15 protein-coding genes and 2 pseudogenes are annotated in these 17,766 nt (G+C 73.4%); 4 read left to right on the top strand and 13 right to left on the bottom strand.

Translation table 11 applies throughout. The features are described from left to right. Window positions 1-219: 219 nt before the first annotated feature. From cobT to EAO70_RS24405, 6 genes are all read right to left on the bottom strand, one after another. The gene (gene cobT / locus EAO70_RS24430; RefSeq protein WP_148004927.1) at window positions 220-3,651 is read right to left on the bottom strand and encodes a nicotinate-nucleotide--dimethylbenzimidazole phosphoribosyltransferase; all 3,432 of its coding nucleotides are present in this window, start codon (window positions 3,649-3,651) and stop codon (window positions 220-222) included. 303 nt (window positions 3,652-3,954) lie between these two features. After that, entirely contained in the window at window positions 3,955-5,184 is a 1,230-nt protein-coding gene (cbiE, locus tag EAO70_RS24425) for a precorrin-6y C5,15-methyltransferase (decarboxylating) subunit CbiE (RefSeq protein WP_148004926.1), read from the bottom strand. A gap of 67 nt (window positions 5,185-5,251) precedes the next feature. Further along, the gene (locus EAO70_RS24420) at window positions 5,252-5,887 is read right to left on the bottom strand and encodes a GNAT family N-acetyltransferase (RefSeq protein WP_148004925.1); all 636 of its coding nucleotides are present in this window, start codon (window positions 5,885-5,887) and stop codon (window positions 5,252-5,254) included. 195 nt (window positions 5,888-6,082) lie between these two features. Continuing rightward, window positions 6,083-6,937, bottom strand: a complete 855-nt coding sequence (locus EAO70_RS24415; RefSeq protein ID WP_148004924.1) for a MetQ/NlpA family ABC transporter substrate-binding protein — start codon at window positions 6,935-6,937, stop codon at window positions 6,083-6,085. A gap of 95 nt (window positions 6,938-7,032) precedes the next feature. Next, window positions 7,033-7,701, bottom strand: coding sequence for a methionine ABC transporter permease (locus EAO70_RS24410; protein WP_148004923.1), 669 nt, complete (start codon window positions 7,699-7,701; stop codon window positions 7,033-7,035). Beyond that, complete coding sequence (locus tag EAO70_RS24405) at window positions 7,698-8,765, bottom strand: methionine ABC transporter ATP-binding protein (protein WP_148004922.1); 1,068 nt, start codon at window positions 8,763-8,765, stop codon at window positions 7,698-7,700. Before EAO70_RS24405 ends, EAO70_RS24410 begins: the two co-directional genes overlap by 4 nt. A gap of 549 nt (window positions 8,766-9,314) precedes the next feature. Here EAO70_RS24405 and EAO70_RS24400 point away from each other — a divergent pair. Both EAO70_RS24400 and EAO70_RS24395 read left to right on the top strand, forming a co-directional pair. Then, window positions 9,315-9,677 carry a hypothetical protein gene (locus EAO70_RS24400; RefSeq protein WP_148004921.1) on the top strand — a complete coding sequence of 121 codons (363 nt, stop codon included), beginning with the start codon at window positions 9,315-9,317 and terminating at the stop codon, window positions 9,675-9,677. A 2-nt stretch (window positions 9,678-9,679) separates the two neighbouring features. Further along, window positions 9,680-10,114: a hypothetical protein gene (locus EAO70_RS24395; RefSeq protein ID WP_148004920.1), complete on the top strand. Its 435-nt coding sequence runs from the start codon at window positions 9,680-9,682 to the stop codon at window positions 10,112-10,114. 1 nt (window position 10,115) lies between these two features. On the opposite strand, the gene EAO70_RS24390 is transcribed toward EAO70_RS24395, so the two are convergent. Beyond that, entirely contained in the window at window positions 10,116-10,619 is a 504-nt protein-coding gene (locus EAO70_RS24390; protein ID WP_148004919.1) for a GNAT family N-acetyltransferase, read from the bottom strand. A 36-nt stretch (window positions 10,620-10,655) separates the two neighbouring features. Then, entirely contained in the window at window positions 10,656-11,210 is a 555-nt protein-coding gene (locus tag EAO70_RS24385) for a sigma-70 family RNA polymerase sigma factor (RefSeq protein ID WP_148004918.1), read from the bottom strand. 121 nt (window positions 11,211-11,331) lie between these two features. Between EAO70_RS24385 and EAO70_RS24380 the strand changes: the two genes are divergently transcribed. Beyond that, complete coding sequence (locus tag EAO70_RS24380) at window positions 11,332-12,132, top strand: ABC transporter ATP-binding protein (protein ID WP_410091337.1); 801 nt, start codon at window positions 11,332-11,334, stop codon at window positions 12,130-12,132. 8 nt (window positions 12,133-12,140) lie between these two features. Then, window positions 12,141-12,665, top strand: a pseudogene (locus EAO70_RS24375) (amidohydrolase family protein); the annotation flags it as partial. A 58-nt stretch (window positions 12,666-12,723) separates the two neighbouring features. Here EAO70_RS24375 and EAO70_RS24370 read toward each other — a convergent pair. The 5 genes and pseudogenes from EAO70_RS24370 to EAO70_RS24350 all read right to left on the bottom strand — a co-directional run. Continuing rightward, complete coding sequence (locus EAO70_RS24370) at window positions 12,724-13,980, bottom strand: acetylornithine transaminase (RefSeq protein ID WP_148004917.1); 1,257 nt, start codon at window positions 13,978-13,980, stop codon at window positions 12,724-12,726. After that, complete coding sequence (gene argB, locus EAO70_RS24365; RefSeq protein ID WP_261993007.1) at window positions 13,977-14,936, bottom strand: acetylglutamate kinase; 960 nt, start codon at window positions 14,934-14,936, stop codon at window positions 13,977-13,979. The genes EAO70_RS24370 and argB overlap by 4 nt, the downstream gene beginning before the upstream one ends. A gap of 17 nt (window positions 14,937-14,953) precedes the next feature. Continuing rightward, entirely contained in the window at window positions 14,954-16,105 is a 1,152-nt protein-coding gene (gene argJ / locus EAO70_RS24360) for a bifunctional glutamate N-acetyltransferase/amino-acid acetyltransferase ArgJ (RefSeq protein ID WP_148004916.1), read from the bottom strand. After that, window positions 16,102-17,142: an N-acetyl-gamma-glutamyl-phosphate reductase gene (gene argC, locus EAO70_RS24355; protein WP_148004915.1), complete on the bottom strand. Its 1,041-nt coding sequence runs from the start codon at window positions 17,140-17,142 to the stop codon at window positions 16,102-16,104. Before argC ends, argJ begins: the two co-directional genes overlap by 4 nt. Before the next feature lie 208 nt (window positions 17,143-17,350). Continuing rightward, window positions 17,351-17,766: pseudogene (locus tag EAO70_RS24350) on the bottom strand (hypothetical protein); the annotation flags it as partial.

Genomic DNA, 17,766 nt, shown 5'->3' with positions numbered 1-17,766 from the left:
TCTGTGGCGGGGGCACGTCACGCTGTGACGGATCTCCCCGCCGTGGGGCGGTGACGTGGGGGCCGCTCCGGAACAGGGTTCGGGACTGCATGATCTACGGCGCCCCGGGCCCCGAGAATGCTCAGGCCCTTGTCGCGCCCCACATCACGCTGTACGTCCCGAACCCTGTTCCTGCGCGGCCCCCACTCCCGTCCGGGGGTGAGGGCCGCGTCGGTGGTGCTACTTCTCGGTGACGCCCGCCGAGTCGAACGTGGCCACCTCGTGCATCGCGCGGGCCGCGCTCTGCACCAGCGGGAGGGCGAGCAGGGCGCCCGTCCCCTCGCCCAGGCGGAGGTCCAGGTCGACCAGGGGGCGCAGGCCCAGCTTGTTGAGCGCGGCCACGTGGCCCGGCTCGGCGCTGCGGTGTCCGGCGATGCAGGCCGCGAGCGACTCCGGCGCGATCGCGCGGGCCACCAGGGCGGCGGCACCGGTGGAGACGCCGTCCAGGACGACCGGGGTGCGCAGCGAGGCGGCGCCCAGGATCAGTCCGACGAGGGCCGCGTGCTCCAGCCCGCCGACCGCCGACAGGACGCCGATCGGGTCCGCCGGGTCCGGCTTGTGGAGCTCCAGGGCGCGGCGGACGACGTCCACCTTGCGGGCGTGCGTCTCGTCGTTGATGCCCGTGCCGCGGCCGGTGACCTCGGTCGGGTCGACGCCCGTGTAGACCGAGATCAGGGCGGCGGACGCGGTGGTGTTCGCGATGCCCATCTCGCCCGTGAGCAGCGCCTTGTTGCCGGCTGCGACGAGGTCGCGGGCCGTTTCGATGCCCACCTCGATCGCGGCCAGCACCTCCTCGCGGGACATCGCGAGGCCCGTGGTGAAGTCGGCGGTGCCGGGGCGGACCTTGCGGGGCAGGAGGCCGGGGGTGGCCGGGAGCTCGGTCGCCACGCCCACGTCGATGACGCAGACCTCCGCGCCCACCTGGTTGGCGAAGGCGTTGCAGACCGCTCCCCCGCCGAGGAAGTTGGCCACCATCTGGCCGGTGACCTCCTGCGGCCAGGGCGTCACGCCCTGGGCGTGCACGCCGTGGTCACCGGCGAAGATCGCGACGGCGGCCGGCTCCGGGATCGGCGGCGGGCACACCCGGGAGAGGCCCGAGAGCTGGGCCGCGATGATCTCCAGCATGCCGAGCGCGCCGGCCGGCTTGGTCATCCGCTTCTGGCGCTCCCACGCCTCGCCGAGCGCCTTCGCGTCCAGCGGGCGGATGTTGGCGACGGTCTCCTGGAGCAGGTCGTGCGGCTCCTCGCCGGGCAGCGCGCGGCGGCCGTACGTCTCCTCGTGCACGACCCAGGCCAGCGGGCGGCGCTTGGACCAGCCCGCCTGCATCAGTTCGGGCTCCTCGGGGAACTCGTCCACGTATCCCACGCAGAGGTACGCGACCACTTCCAGGTGCTCGGGGAGGCCCAGGGTGCGGACCATCTCGCGCTCGTCGAAGAAGCTGACCCAGCCGACGCCCAGGCCCTCGGCGCGGGCGGCCAGCCAGAGGTTCTCGACCGCGAGCGCCGAGGAGTACGGGGCCATCTGCGGCTGCGTGTAGCGGCCGAGGGTGTGCCGGCCGCCGCGGGTCGGGTCCGCCGTCACGACGATGTTGACCGGGGTGTCGAGGATGGCCTCGATCTTCAGTTCCTTGAACTGTTTCGCCCGGGCCTTCGGCAGCGACTTGGCGTACGCCTCGCGCTGTCGCCGGGCCAGCTCGTGCATCGACTGCCGGGTCTCGGCGGAGCGGATGACGACGAAGTCCCAGGGCTGCGAGTGGCCGACGCTGGGGGCCGTGTGGGCGGCCTCCAGGACGCGGAGCAGCACCTCGTGCGGGATCGGGTCGGAGCGGAAGCCGTTGCGGATGTCGCGGCGCTCGCGCATCACGCGGAGGACGGCCTCGCGCTCGGCGTCGTCGTAGCCGGGGGCCGGGGGCGAAACGGCTTCCGGCAGTGCCTGTGGGGCCTCCAGAGTCTGCGTGGCCTCCAGAGCCTGTGTGGCCTGCGGGGCATCCGGGTCTGCCGCCGCCGGGCTTTCCTCCGTGTCCTGCGGGGCGGCCGCGTCCGTGGCAGCCGCCACGAGCTGGACGTCCTCCGCGACCGCGGCCTCGGTTTCGGCTTCGGCTTCGGCTTCGGCTTCGGCTTCGGCTTCGGCTTCGGGGAGCGTCTCCGCCTGGGCCTCGGGGGCTGCCTCCTCCTCGGGGGCGGCCTGCGGCTCCTCGTCCGCGGCCGACTCCTGGGGCGCGGGCTGCTCCGTCGGCTCCTCGATCAGGGCTTCGGCGGCGGGCTCCGGGGTCGACTCCGGGGTCTGCTCGGGGAGGGCCTCGGGGGTCTCCTCGGGTACGAGCGGGATCTCGTCGGCGACCGCCTCCACGGGGGCCTCCTCGGAGACCTGCTCCTCCGCCGGCTCCACCTCCGCCTCGGCGGGCGCCTGCTGCTCCTCGGGGAGTGCCTCCGGGGTCTGCTCGGCCACGGGCGCGGCCTCGGGCTCCTCCGGCTCCGCCGGTACGGCCGCGGGGGCCTCGGCCGCCGGTTCGCCCTCGCGCGGGCCGGGGACGGTGGGCTGGACCTGGGCCTCCGCGGGGGCCTCCGGCGCGGTCTCCTCGACGACGGCCGGGGCCTCTTCGGCAGCCGGGGCCTCGGGCTGGTCCTGCGGCTCCTCCGGCTCCGGGTGCGGAGTCGTGTCGACGGCGTTCTCGGCCTGGACGGACGGCGCTTCCTGCGGGACGACCGTTTCTGCGGGGAGGACAGGGGCCGCGGGCTGCTGCGGCTGGGCGCCCCACGGCTCGGCGCCCTGGGGGGCGAGCTGCTGGTCCTGGGCGATCTCGAAGTACTCGGGGCCGGTGCCCCTCGACCACGCCACCGGCACCCCCGCGCACGGTGTCCCCGCCCCGCAGGAGCCGGCGCCCCGCAGGAGCCGGTGTCCACCGACCACGGCTACGAGCCCGGCATCCTCGGCGGGGACACCGTGCGCGGGGGTGCCGGTGGCGTGGTCGAGGGGGACGCCGTGGGCGGGCGTACCGGTGGCGTGGTCGAAGGGGACACCGTGCGCGGGCGTGCCCTGCGGCTGCTCCAGGGGAACGCCGTGCGCGGGGGTGCCGGTGGCGTGGTCGAGCGGGACGCCCTGGGCGGGCGTGCCCTGCGGCTGCTCCAGCGGGACACCGTGTGCCGGGGTTCCCAGGGCGTGGTCCAGCGCAACGCCGTGCGCGGGCGTGCCCTGCGGCTGCTCGAACGGGACACCGTGCGCCGGGGTGTGCTGCTGCGGGGCCGTGAGGACGTCGGCGAGGGCGACGGAGTCCAGCGGGGCCGTGAGCGGGTCGGGCAGCGGATCGGTGAGCGGGTCGCCGATCGGGGCCGGTGCCTCGGCGGGCGCCGGGTGTCCGCCCGGCACGCCCTGGTGCGGGACGACGGGTGCGGCCGGCGGCGGCACGGCGACCGGGGGCGCGGGCGCGACGCCCGGCGGGTGCTCGCTCCAGGCGCCCTGGGCGCCCGGCATCAGGAGCAGGTCGTCGTCCTCGGCGGTGTGCTCGGAGGGGTCCAGGAAGGTGTACGCGCCCGGTGCGGGGATGCCCGGCTGCTCGACCATGCCTGCGTTCTCCGGCAGCCCCTCGCCCGGGACCTGGCCGGTGTCCGTCATGCGTACCCCTCGCCCATCATGTGTGCTCCTTCAGACCTGCGCCCGTCGACAACAACGAGCGCGCGCGCCGCGCGGCACGAAGGACACGCGGACACCCACACATTGTCGCGGCCCCGGGCCCTCGTGGCAGGGAGATTTGCCACGGTGCGCTGTGGACTGCGCCACGTCGCGCGGTCCCCCCATGTCGCGTACCGCGAACATCCGGACGCGGTACAACAATCGGCCAGCCTACCTGCCCAGACGGGCCGGACGGTCACGGGTGGGGGGTGCCCGGACCAGGCCAGGGGGGTACCGGGACGCCCCTCAGGGGGCGTCGGTCCTGCGGCCGGAGAGCAGGAAGACGACCGAGCGCTCGCGTTCCGACCAGTCGTGCGGATCGAGTCCGACGGTCTGGAGGAGGACGCTCTCCACGGTGTAGCCGCCGTCGGCGAGTGCGGCGCCGATCGCCTCGGCCTCGTCCCGGGTGGAGGCGTGGGCGACGATCCGCTCGGGGCGGCGGTCGGTGCAGGCGGTGACCAGGGCGGCGCCGCCGGCCGCGATGCGGACGACGTCGGGTTCGGGGAGGGTCTCCAGGATGTGCGGGGCCCGGCCGCGCACCGTCTGGAGGGGTACGCCGTGGCGACGGGCGGACTGCTCGGTGCGGGCGCACGCGGCCGCGTCGATGTCCACGGCGATGACGGCGGCACCGAAGCGGGCCGCTTCGACGGAGAAGGCGCCGCTCGCGCAGCCGATGTCCCAGACCAGGTCGCCGACGCGGGGGCCGAGGCGGGCGAGCTGGGCGGCGCGCAGGGCGGGGTCCTCGCCGGCCCGGGCCGGGGTGCCGACCGTGGCGGGGTCGTACTCCTCGGCGGGCAGGCCCCAGCCGCGGACCGGGGGCGCCGCAGCGTCCTGGCCCATCAGCCAGGGGGTGGCGGCGGGAGCTCGGCCGGCGGTGCCGCCGATGACGAGGACCACGTTCGGGTCGCGCCAGCTGTGGTCGGCGGCCTTGTCGGAGGTGAGGACGGAGACCTGTTCGCGGGCGGTGCCGAGTTCCTCGCAGACGACGAAGGTGCGGTGTACGCCGTCGAGCAGCAGGGCCAGTTCGGCGGGCCCCGCGCCGGGCGAGGTGAGGACGGCGACCTTGGGGTGGGCGCGGCAGACGTTGACGGCGCGCCGCAGGGTGCGCTGGTGGGCGACGACGATCCGGGCGTCCTCCCAGGGCATTCCGGCCCGGGCGAAGGCTGCGGCGACGGAGGAGACGGCGGGGACGACCTCGACCTCCAGGCCGTGCTCGGGGGCCCGCAGGGTGCGGACGACGCCGAAGAAGCCGGGGTCGCCGTCGGCCAGGACGACGGCGGTGCCCCGGTGGCCGGCGATGCGGCGGGCGGCGAGGTCGACGCTGCCGAGGCGGATGCGCTCGGCGGCGGGCGGGATCTCGGGCAGCGCCAGGTGGTGGGCCGCCCCCGCCACCAGGGTGGCGGCGGAGAGCGCGGACCGGGCCGCCTCGGTGAGGGGCGAGCCGTCCCAGCCGATCACCGTGACGCGGTCGGCCATTCGTCGTCTCCTGGTGTCGTCGCAGGTCGGGGGCGTGCCGAGCGTACCCCGGGTGGGGACCCGGGAGTCAGCTCCAGTCGGTGTACGAGGAGTATCCGGCTTCGGCCATCTGGTCGGCGACGCCGTCGAGGTCCTCCGGGAGGAGGCCCCAGACGATGTAGTCGGTGCGCAGGTCGGTCCAGCCGCCGTCCTCGGTGCGGGTGCGGGCTATGCACGCGTTGCGGAGGACGCCCTCGCTGATGCAGCCGATCTTCTGGGCGACCTGCTGGGAGGCGGTGTTGTCGGCGGCGGTGCGCAGTTCGATGCGCTCGAACTTCTGGTCGCCGAAGAGCCACTGGGCGGTGGCGAGGGCGGCTTCTGAGGCGTATCCCTCGCCGCGGGCCCAGGGGGCGACGATGTAGGAGATCTCGGTGGAACGGACCTTCCAGTCCGTCTTGGCGAGTTGGACGATGCCGACCAGGCGCTGGGTGAGGAACTCGGTGACGGCGAGGTCGATGCCGCGTCCCGCGGTGCGTTCGGAGGGGGCGTACTCGGTGATCCAGCGCCGGGCGGCGGCCTCGGTGAAGGGCTGGGGCACCGCGGTCCAGGCGGCGACGAGTTCGTCGTTCATCATCTCGGCGAGGGCGGGGGCGTCCGCCTCCTCCAGCGCGCGCAGCACCAACCGGTCCGTGTTGATGGAGATGTCCGGAAAGGTGGTAGTCATGCGCAGCTCCATGCCGTGGACCGTCCGAATCGACCGTGAACGCACAGCATGCAGCATGCGGGCGCGGGTGCGCATGGCCGGGTCGGTGTCGGGTGGGGGTGTGGCGAAGGCCCCGCGCACCGGACGGGATGCGGGGGCCTTCTGCTCAAGGACTGTACGGGGGAACCGTTCTGACGGTCCCTCGGGCGCCGGAGTCTACTGGGGGGCGCCGAAGGCCGGGATGACCGAGCCCTTGTAGGTGTCCTCGATGTACTTCTTCACCTCGGGCGAGTTGAGGAGCTTGGCGAGCTTCTGCACGCGGGCGTCCTTCTCGTTGCCCTCCTTGACGGCGAGGAAGTTGGCGTACGGGTTGCCGTCCGCCTTCTCCAGGGCGATGGCGTCCTTCGCCGGGGAGAGATCGGCCTCGATGGCGTAGTTGCCGTTGATGACGGCGGCGTCCACGTCGTTCAGGGCGCGGGGCACGGTGGCGGCCTCCAGCTCCTTGAACTCCAGGCCCTTCTTGTCGGTGATGTCGGAGATCCTGGCGTTGGTGCCGACACCGGGCTTGAGGGTGATCAGGCCGTTCTCGGCGAGCAGCTGGAGCGCACGGCCGCCGTTGGTGGTGTCGTTGGGGACGGCGATGGTCTGGCCCGCCTTGATGTCCTTCACCGACTTGATGTTCTTGGAGTAGAGGCCCAGCGGCTCCAGGTGGACGTCGACCACCGGGACGATGTGGGTGTTGTTCTTCTTGTTGAAGTCGTCGAGGTACGGCTTGTGCTGGAAGAAGTTGGCGTCGACCTGACCGGTCTCGGTGGCGGTGTTCGGCAGGACGTAGTCCGTGAACTCCTTCACCTCCAGCTTCAGGCCGGCCTTCTCGGCCAGGTGGTCCTTGACGTAGTTGAGGATGTCGGCGTGCGGCGTCGGGGACGCGGCGACGACGAGCGGCTTGTCGGCGGCGCCGGCCGCGTCCTTGGAGGAGGACGGGTCCGAGGAGGTGCCGCAGGCGCTGAGGCCGAGGGCCAGGGCGGCGGCGGTGGCGATACCGGCGGTGAGCTTGATGTTCTTACGCACGAAGAGTGCCTCTTTCCGGTGGTGCGGTGGTCGCCTGGACAACAAGTCCGGGCTGTGTTCTTCGAAAGGACGAAGTCTGGGGTGGCCGGGGGCGGTTACGCGGTGCGGCCCCGGCGGGAGAGGAGTCGTACGACTCCGTCGCCGATGAGCTGGACGACGGTCACGATGAGGACCAGGACGACGACGGTGACCAGCATGAACGTGGTGTCGAAGCGCTGGTATCCGTAGGTGACGGCCTTGGAGCCGAGGCCCTCGCCGCCGACCGCGCCGGCCATCGCCGAGTAGCCGATGAGGACGATGACCGTGGTGGTGACGCCCGAGATCAGCGAGGGCAGGGCCTGCGGGAGCAGTACCTTGCGGACGATGGTGGGGATGCCGCCGCCCATGGCCTGGACGGCTTCGACGAGTCCGTGGTCGACCTCGCGGATGGAGGTCTCGACGAGGCGCGCGAAGAAGGGGATGGCGCCGATCGCGAGCGGGACGATCATCGCGGTGGGGCCGATGAAGGTACCGACGACGAGGGTCGTGAAGGGGATCAGGGCGATCAGCAGGATGATGAACGGCAGCGAACGCCCGATGTTCACGATCGCACCGACGACCTTGTTGACCGGCAGGTTCTGCAGCAGTCCGCCCTTGTCCGTGAGGACGAGGAGGATGCCGAGCGGGAGGCCGCCGAGCACGGTGACGACGGTGGCCCACAGGACCATGTAGAGGGTGTCGACGGTGCCCTGCTCCAGCAGTGGCTGCATCTCGGACCAGGTCACTTGGCACCTTCCTTCACGAGCGGGGTCGCCGTGTCCTGGGCAACCGTTTCTTCGGTGGAGGTCTCCTCGACGACCTCGACCTGGAGACCCTGCTCGCGCAGGAAGCCGACGGGGACGACGTTCTCCTCGTACCGGCCGGGCAGTTCGATCCGCATCCGGCCGATCTGCCGGCCGCCGACGGTGTCCATCGCCGCCCCGAGAATCGAGATGTCGATGTTGTACGTGCGGGAGAGCTGCGAGATCACCGGCTGGTTCGCGGCGTCGCCGTGGAAGGTGACGTCGACCACCGTGCGGTCGGGGCCGGTGTGGGCGCCGCTGACCGGGAAGAGTTCGGCGGCCAGCTGGGAGCCGGGGGTGGCGAGCAGCTCGCTCACGGTGCCGGACTCGACGATCCGCCCCCGCTGCATCAGCGCGGCCGAGTCGCAGATCGTCTTGACGACGTCCATCTCGTGCGTGATGAGCAGGACGGTCAGGCCGAGCTGCCGGTTGAGGTCGCGCAGCAGCTGGAGGATGGAGCGGGTGGTCTCCGGGTCGAGGGCGCTGGTGGCCTCGTCGGAGAGCAGGACCTTGGGCTCGCCGGCGAGGGCGCGGGCGATGCCGACGCGCTGCTTCTGGCCGCCGGAGAGCTGGCCCGGGTAGGACTTGGCCTTGTCGGCGAGGCCGACCAGGTCGAGGAGTTCGAGGGCGCGGCGGGAGCGTTCGGCTCCGGAGACGCCGAGGATCTCCAGGGGGAGCTCGATGTTGTCCTTCACCGTGCGGGAGGACAGCAGGTTGAAGTGCTGGAAGACCATGCCGATGCTGCTGCGCGCCCGGCGCAGGTCCCTGCCCGCGCGGCGGCCCTTGCCGGCGAGGGCGGTGAGGTCCACGCCGTCGACGGTCACGGTGCCGGAGGTGGGGCGCTCCAGGAGGTTGACGCAGCGGATGAGCGAGGACTTGCCGGCGCCGCTCTGGCCGATCACGCCGAAGACCTCGCCCTCGCGGACGTGGAGGTCGACACCGTCCAGAGCGGTGACCTGGCGGCCGCGCGACTCGTAGACCTTGGTCAGGCCCGAAGTGGTGATCACAGGGGGTTTCCGTCACTGTCGAGTGCGCGACGCGGGGTCCGTCGTGCACGGGGCATTCGTCTTCGGACAGTCAGGCGCACGGGGGCCGGTTCCGGCGGGTGGCCGGGGGTTCGGCGTGGCCGGGGGTTCGGCGCACGGCACGGCCGTCGGTCCCGCTTCGGGGCGCGGGACGCGGGCGGGGGCCCTCAGATGGCGCACATTCGACACATACAACGAGCACCGGGCGTCATGGTCGCCTCGGTCGCAAGGGTGCGGCTGCTCGTCGTGGTCATGTCTGCAAGTAAAGCATGCGCAGGTGCGAACGAAAGGGGGATGTCCGAATAGCGGACGTCATTGAGACGCCATGCGGACACTCCGGAAGCTCCCGTTCCGCCGGTTCTCCCCGTGTGGCCCGGGGGGACGGGCGCCCTGCGGCGGCGGGCACGGAGGGTGCGCCGGGCGTCCTCACGGGCGCCATATGTGGCCAAGGCCACGGTCCGCGCGGGGTGCGCGGCGGCGGCGCGGGGGGCGAGCGCATCGGGGGGCGCGCACCGTAATACCCTCGGGCGCATGCTTGACGCCCTGACGGTCGCGGTCTCCGTGGCCGCGCTCGCCCTCGCCGCCTGGTGCGGCTTCGCCGCCTTCCGCGACCAGCCGACCAAGGACTGGCACTTCATCGGCATGGCCGTGGTGACGTTCCTCGTCCTGGTCCAGCTGGTCGTCGGGATCGTGCAGCTGGCGCGCGGCGAGAAGGCCGAGGAGGGCGCGACGATCTTCGTCGCCTATCTGCTCGGGGCGCTGTGCGCGGTGCCCATCGCCGGCTTCATGTCGCTGGCGGAGCGCAGCCGGTGGGGTTCGGCCACGGTGGCCGCGGGCGCGGTCGTCCTGGCCGTGCTGGAAGTGCGTCTCTACGACATCTGGACGGTGGGCTGACCATGACCGAGACGCAGCAGAAGGCGGCGGGGGGCGCGCGGGCGCGTCTCGTCTCCGGCCCCGGCATCCTGCTGGTGTGGCTCTACGGCGTCATGTCGGTCGGCGCGGTCTCGCGCTCGATCTACCAGATCGCCACCGAGTTCGACCGGGCACCGCTCGCGTACACGCTGTCGGCGGTGGCCGCCGTCGTCTACGCCTTCATCACGTACACGCTGGTACGGGGTGGGGAGAAGGCCCGCAGGGCGGCGCTGGTGTGCTGCGCCGCCGAGCTCGCGGGCGTGCTGGTCGTCGGGACCTGGACGCTGGTCGAACCGTCCGCCTTCCCGGACGCGACGGTCTGGTCGGACTACGGCTACGGCTATCTGTTCATCCCGGTCCTGCTGCCGCTGAGCGGCATCTGGTGGCTGCGCCGGTCGCGCGCCGCGACGGCCGGCTGAGTCAGGCCGCCGCCTTCTCCAGGGTCACCAAGGTGAGCTTCGGGCCGAGCTCCCGGGTGGCGACCTGCGCGTAGCCCTTGCTGCGGTAGAGGCGGAGATTGCCCTCGCTGCGGTGGCCGGTGAGGAGCTGGAAGCGCTTGGGCGACGGGGTCTCGCGGACGGCGGTCCCCTCCAGCCCGGCGAAGTGGCGCTCTATGCCGTCGAGGAGGCGGCCGCCGATGCCGTGCCGCTGCATGCGGGGGTGCACGATGAGCTTGGCGATCCGTACGGTGCCGTCCTCGTCGATGCTGGCCCGTACGGAGGCGACGACCTCATCGCCGAGCCGGGCCACCAGCCCGTGGCCCTCGGCCAGTTCGGCACGCAGGCCGTCGAGCGACTGGGTGAGCGGTTCGATGGACCAGTCCCCGTAGAGAGCCGCCTCGCTCTGGTAGCAGAGATACTGCAGCTTCAGGATGTGCTCCGCGTCCGCCGCGTCCGCCGCTGAGATGGTCACACTCAGGCCCATGTGTGCACGCCTCCCGCTCATCTGCCGATCACCGGTCTACCGCACCCTTCCCCCTCGGCCGGGGGCGGGAACCTCTGCAGCCAGCATTCTGCGCAGGCATCCCAGGCAACGGGAACGCATCGGCCCCAGACTGCCCTGTGAGATACCCAACTCTCCTGCGATTTCCCGGTACGTGGGGTCCTCGGGATCGAGCATCGCGGCCAGCACCCGGGGGCATCGGCCGGGGGTCCGGGTGACGGCGGCCCGCAGGGAGCGGCGGCCCTCGGCGGCCATCAGCGAGTGCTCGGGGGACCCCGGGGGCTCCGCGGCGCCGGGGTCGTGGCCGGGTTCGTCGCGGTAGGGGCGTTCGCGGTCGCTGGTCCTGCGGGCGCGGCGGGCCTCCGCCCGGACGGCGCGGCGCAGCCACTCGGCGGGGCGCTCGGGGGCGGTTCCGGTGTCGTGGAGCTGCTCCAGGAGGCGGAGCCAGACGGCCTGTTCCAGGTCGCCCGCCTCGATGCCGGCGGCCGGCGCCTCGGCGTCCGACTCGGCGGCGAGCAGCGGGGCGAGGGAGGCGAGGAGCCCCCGCACCGCACCGGCGCCCCCGCACCCCACGGACGGTTCCGGACGTCCCGCGGCGGAGCCCCGCCTGCGCGCCGAGCACCTCACCCTCTCCTACGACCAGCGGACGGTCGCGAGCGACCTCACCGTCGACATCCCCGACCACTCCTTCACCGTGATCATCGGGCCCAACGCCTGCGGCAAGTCCACCCTCCTCACCGCGCTCGCCCGGATGCTCAAGCCGAAGGCCGGACAGGTCTACCTCGACGGCGCCGCCATCGCCTCCTACCGCTCCCGCGAGGTCGCCCGCCGCCTCGGCCTGCTCCCGCAGTCCTCCACCGCCCCGGGCGGCATCACCGTCGGCGACCTGGTCGCCCGCGGCCGCTACCCCCACCAGGGCATGCTGCGGCAGTGGTCGGCCGAGGACGAGGACGCCGTCGTCGAGGCCATGCGCCGCACCGGCGTCCTCGAACTCGCCGAACGCCCCGTCGACGACCTGTCCGGCGGCCAGCGCCAGCGCGTCTGGCTCTCCATGGTCCTCGCCCAGCAGACCTCGATCCTGCTGCTCGACGAGCCGACCACCTACCTCGACATCGCCCACCAGGTCGAGGTCCTCGACCTCTGCGCCCGGCTCCACGCCCAGCAGGGCCACACGGTCGTCGCCGTCCTGCACGACCTCAACCAGGCCTGCCGCTACGCCACCCACCTCATCGTGATGCGGCCCGGCGGCGTCATCGCGGCCGAGGGCGACCCGAGGTCGGTCATGACCGCCGAACTCGTCGAGGACGTCTTCGGACTGCCCTGCCGGATCATCCCCGACCCCGAGACCGGCACGCCGCTCATGGTCCCCGCCGCGCCCGCGTGGTACGCCCCCGCCGGAGCGACCCCCCGGACCGGGGACGACACCGCGCCCGCGGAGAGCACCCACGGAGGCGGGGCCACCGGCCACGACACCGTGATGGCCAGGACCACCTGACGCACCAGGTGCTCTGCACCAGGCTGACGAACGCGCGCATGCTCACCATGGACCCGGACCACCCCGTCGCCCACGACCTCGGCATCTGGCGGGGCCGGATCTTCGGACTCGACGAGGCCGTGACGCACCTCCCGGCCCGCGAGGTCGTCGACCTGCACGGGGCCACCGTGCTCCCCGGCTTCATCGACAGCCACGTCCACCTCGCCTGGGCGGGCCTCAAGGCCGCCACCCCCGGCATCGCCCCCTGCACGCGCGTCGAGGACGTCCTCGCCGTCATCGGAGAGGCCGCCTCCCGGCAGGCCCCCGGCGCCTGGGTCGACGTCGCCGGCTACGACCAGCGGGCCCTCGGGCGCCATCTCACCGCCGCCGAGATCGACCGCGTCGCCCAGGGGCGCAGGATCTTCCTCATGCACGACTCCGGGCACGCCTGCGTCGTCAACAGCGCCGTCCTGGACCTCCTGCCGCCCGAGGTCCCGCACCAGGACGGCTTCCTCGCCGAGAGCGCCATGAGCGCCGTCCGGCGACTGCGACTGACAGCGGCCGTGCTCGCGACCCGGGTCGCGAGCACGGCCGTCCGACGGCCCCGGGTGCCTACCGGGGAAGCGAGGCGCGGTCGAGGATCGCCGGCAGCGCCGCCACCAGCTCCCGGACCTGACGCGCGGACACGGTCAGCGCCGGGGCGAGGCGTACGGTCGAGGGGCCGGCCGCGTTCACCAGGAACCCGACCTCCTGCGCCGCGCTCCGGACCCGTTCGGCGACGGGTTCGGTCAGCACGACACCGAGCAGCAGCCCCGCGCCCCGCACCTCCGCGACCAGCGGGTGCTTCGCCTCCTCCGTACCGGACCGCAGCAGTGCGCCCATCCGAGCGGTGTGCTCCAGGAGCCCCTCCGACGCGAGGGTGTCCAGGACGGCGAGACCGGCGGCGCAGGCCACCGGGTTGCCGCCGAACGTGGAGCCGTGCTGGCCGGGGGCGAGCAGCTCCGCCGCGGCGCCGAACGCGACCGCGGCACCGATCGGCAGCCCGCCGCCGAGGCCCTTGGCCAGGGTCACCACGTCCGGGTCCACCCCCGGCTCGGCGAGGTGCGCGAACCAGTGGCCGGTCCGGCCGATCCCGGTCTGCACCTCGTCGAGCACGAGCAGGCTGCCCGTGGCACGGGTGAGCGCCCGGACGGCCCGCAGATAGCCCGGGGGCGCCGGGATCACGCCCGCCTCGCCCTGCACGGGTTCGACGAAGACAGCGGCGGTGTCCTCACCGACCGCGGCGCGCAGGGCGTCGACGTCGCCGATCGGGACGTGCGTCACCTCCCCGGGCAGCGGCAGGAACGGCTCGCGCTTGGCGGGCTGCCCGGKGAGGGCCAGGGCGCCCATGGTGCGGCCGTGGAAGCCGCCCTCCATCGCGACGACCCGCGGGCGTCCGGTCCGCCGCGCGGCCTTGAAGGCCGCCTCGTTCGCCTCCGCACCGGAGTTGGCGAAGAAGACCCGGCCGCCCGGCCTGCCGAACAGCCCGAGGAGCCGCTCCGCGAGCGCCACCGGGGGCTCGGCGACGAACAGGTTCGAGACATGGCCGATCCGTGTGAGCTGGGTGTGCACGGCGGCGACCACGGCCGGGTGGGCGTGGCCGAGGGTGTTGACCGCGATCCCGCCGGTGAAGTCCGTGTACGCGCGCCCGGCTTCGTCCCACACCACGCAGCCCTCGCCGCGGACCAGGGCCAGCGGGGGCGTGCCGTAGGTGTCCATCATGACGGCGCGCCAGCGGTCCGTGAGGGTCCGCGCCGGCGGGACGCCCGTACCGGTGGCTTCCGGTGCGCCGGGGGTTCCGGATGCGCCGGGTGCTCCGAAGGTGATCATCCGGTGTTCACCCCGTCGGCCGGAGCGTCGTCGGGCAGGACCGTGGTGCCGGGGTTCTCCTCGGTGAGGACGCCCCGGAGGACGGCGTGCGGGGTGCGCCCGTCGAGGACGTGAACCCGTCCGACCCCGGAGCGGACCGCCCGCAGGCAGCCCTCCATCTTGGGCAGCATGCCGCCCGCGAGTCCGGGGAGCAGCGTCTCCAGCTCCAGGGCCGTCAGCCGGGCGACGACCTCGGTGCTGCGCGGCCAGTCCGCGTACAGGCCGGGGACGTCGGTGAGCATCACGAGCCGGTCGGCGCCGAGGGCGACGGCCAGGGCCGAGGCCGCGAGATCGGCGTTCACGTTGTAGACCTGCCCGTCGTCGCCGCGCGCGACGGGGGACACGACCGGGATGCGGCCCCCGGCGAGGAGGTTCCGCACGGTGTCCGGGTCCACGCCGACGATGTCGCCGACGAGGCCTATGTCGACGGTGCGGCCGTCCACCCGGGCCGGGCGGCGTACGGCGGTGAGGGTGTGGGCGTCCTCGCCCGACATGCCGACGGCGAAGGGCCCGTGGGCGTTGATGGCGCCGACCAGGTCCCGCTGGACCTGTCCGGTCAGCACCATGCGGACGACGTCCATGGCCTCCGGGGTGGTCACCCGCATGCCCGCCTCGAACCGGACCTCCAGGGCGAGGCGGTCGAGCATCGAGCTGATCTGGGGGCCGCCGCCGTGCACCACGACGGGGTCGAGGCCCGCCTGCCAGAGCTCGACGACGTCCTGGGCGAACGACCGGCGCAGCGCCGGGTCCTCCAGGGTGCTGCCGCCGCACTTGACGACGACGGTCCTGCCCTGGAGCTCCTCGGACCACGGGACGTCCGCGGCCGGCAGGCCGTCGGGGTCCGCTGCCGGCCCGGTGCCCGTCCGTCTCGCGCCGTCCGCACCGCGCACGGCGGGCTGCTCGCGGAGCGTCCTCATTCTCGTACCTCCTCGGCTCATGAGCTGTAGGCGCTGTTCTCGTGCACGTACTCGGCCGTCAGGTCGTTGGTCCAGATCTCCGCGGAGGCCTCGCCGGCGCGCAGGTCGACGGTGACCGTGATGCGGCGGCCGGTCATGTCGACCTTCTCCCGGGCCTCCCCGGCGGCGCCGTCCCGGCAGACCCACACGCCGTTGATGGCCACGTCCAGGCGGTCGGGGTCGAAGACGGCGTCGGTGGTGCCGATGGCCGACAGCACCCGGCCCCAGTTCGGGTCCTCCCCGTGCAGGGCGCACTTGAGGAGGTTGTTCCTGGCGACCGAGCGGCCCACGGTCACGGCGTCGTCCTCGGTGGCGGCGCCGATGACCGCCACCTCGATCTCCTTGGAGGCGCCCTCGGCGTCGGCGACCAGCTGCCGGGCGAGGTCGAGGCAGACGGTGTGGACGGCCCCGGCGAGCTCTTCGGCGGCGGGGGTGACGCCGGAGGCGCCCGAGGCGAGCAGCAGCACGGTGTCGTTGGTGGACATGCAGCCGTCGGAGTCCACCCGGTCGAACGTGGTCCGTACGGCGGCGCGCAGCGCGGAGTCCAGCGCCGGGCCGTCGGCCGCGGCGTCGGTGGTGAGGACGACGAGCATGGTGGCGAGGCCGGGCGCGAGCATGCCCGCGCCCTTGGCCATGCCGCCGACCGTCCAGCCGGACCGGGTGGCGACGGCGGTCTTGTGGACCGTGTCGGTGGTCTTGATGGCGACGGCCGCGGCCTCGCCGCCGTCGTCGGCGAGGTGGTCGGCCGCGAGCGCGATCCCGGCCGTGATCCGGTCCATGGGCAGCGGGACGCCGATGAGTCCGGTGGAGCAGACGGCCACGGCGTCCGGGGTGACGCCGACGGCGCGGGCCGTCTCCTCGGCCATGGTCCGGGCGTCCTCGGAACCGGCCCGGCCGGTGCAGGCGTTGGCGCCGCCGGAGTTGAGGACGACCGCGGAGACCGTGCCGTCGGCGAGCACCCGCCGGGACCAGTGGACCGGTGCGGCCTGGATCCGGTTGGAGGTGAAGACGCCCGCGGCGGCCGGTGCGGGGCCCCGGTTCACCACCAGGGCGAGGTCGGGATCGCCGGACGTCTTGATCCCGGCGGCCACCCCGCTGGCGAGGAATCCCCGGGCGGCGGTCACGGTCACGGTGCCACTCCATTCATGGGCAGGCCGAGCCCTTCGGGCAGGCCGAGGGCGACGTTCATGCTCTGCACCGCGCCACCGGCGGTGCCCTTCGTCAAGTTGTCGATCGCGCTCACGCAGACCAGGCGGCGGGCGGCCGGGTCGACGGCCACCTGCACCTGCACCGTGTTGGATCCGAGCACCGCGGCCGTGGACGGCCACTGGCCCTCGGGTAGCAGCCGGACGAACGGTTCGTCGGCGTAGGCGGCCTCGAACACCTCGCGGACCGCCTGGAGACCGCCGTCGGCGTCCACGTGCGGGCGGAGCCGGGCGGAGCAGGTCGCGAGGATGCCCCGGGGCATCGGGGCGAGGGTGGGGGTGAAGGAGACGGTGACCGGCTCGCCCGCCACGAGCGACAGGTTCTGGGTGAGCTCGGGGGTGTGCCGGTGCCCGCCGCCGACGCCGTACGGGGTCATGGACCCCATCACCTCGGAGCCGAGGAGGCGGGGCGCGACGGAGCGGCCCGCTCCCGAGGTGCCGCTCGCGGCCACGACGACGGCCTCGGGTTCGACGAGACGGGCGGCGTGCGCGGGGAAGAGCGCGAGGGTGACGGCGGTGGGGTAGCAGCCGGGGACGGCGATCCTGGTGGTCCCCTTCAACTCGTCCCGGGCGCCGGGCAGCTCGGGCAGCCCGTAGGGCCAGGTGCCCGCGTGCTCGGAGCCGTAGAAACGTTTCCACTCGGCCGGGTCGCGCAGCCGGAAGTCGGCGCCGCAGTCGACGACCAGGGTGTCGGCGCCCAACTCCCCGGCGAGCGCGCCCGACTGGCCGTGCGGCAGGGCGAGGAACACGACGTCGTGTCCGCGGAGCGCGTCCGCCGACGTCTCCGTGAGCACCCGGTCGGCGAGCGCGGACAGCTGGGGCTGTACCTCTCCGAGGGTGCGGCCGGCGCTGCTGTGCGCGGCGAGGACGCCGATGTCGAGACCGGGGTGTGAGGCGATCAGGCGGAGGATCTCCCCACCGGCATAGCCGCTGGCTCCGGCCACCGCGACCCTAAAGGTCATGCTCTTCCGTCTCTCCTGAGGATGGGGACGTGTCGCGCACCCGGGGGTGGACACCCCGAGTCGACGCCACTCGAACTAAACTTAGCCTAACCTAAGTAGTTCTGGTGCCAGAATCGAGGATGTGCGGCCCCGGCTCGGGGAGAGGTTGTCAACACTACGGGGAGGGAGCCGAGTTGGCGGTGAGTAGGGCGGAGGTGTGACCCCGCGGTCAGGCCGGCGTCCCCCATGCCGTCGTCAGGCCGTCCAGCCAGGCCGGGGGCAGTTCGGCCGCGTCCCACTCCTCGTGCAGGGCCGAGGGGGTCTCGGCCAGGCGCTCCAGCACGGCGACGCTCGCGGGGGAGTGGACCAGGGAGTAGCGGCCGTGGATCGCGATCGGACTGCCCGGTCCGTACTGCGCGTACAGCCGCTCCAGGTGCGCGTGGTGGGCGGAGGTGAACCGCGTCAGCCGCCCCGGGTACCCGGCCCGCTGCCGCGGGCTCATCGTGCGCAGGACCGCCCCGAGCACCTGCTCGGTGACCTCCGGGTCGAGTTCGGAGACGTCGGCGAACGAGAGGTACAGCGGGGTGATGGCCACCTTCGCCCGCTCCATCTCCGCGCGTCGGACGGGGGAGGGCACGTCGGGGG

The organism is Streptomyces sp. adm13(2018), from assembly GCF_008042145.1.
Lineage (GTDB): Bacteria > Actinomycetota > Actinomycetes > Streptomycetales > Streptomycetaceae > Streptomyces.
Note: the sequence above shows the minus strand (reverse complement) of the source record. Positions and strands in the feature narration are given on the sequence as shown.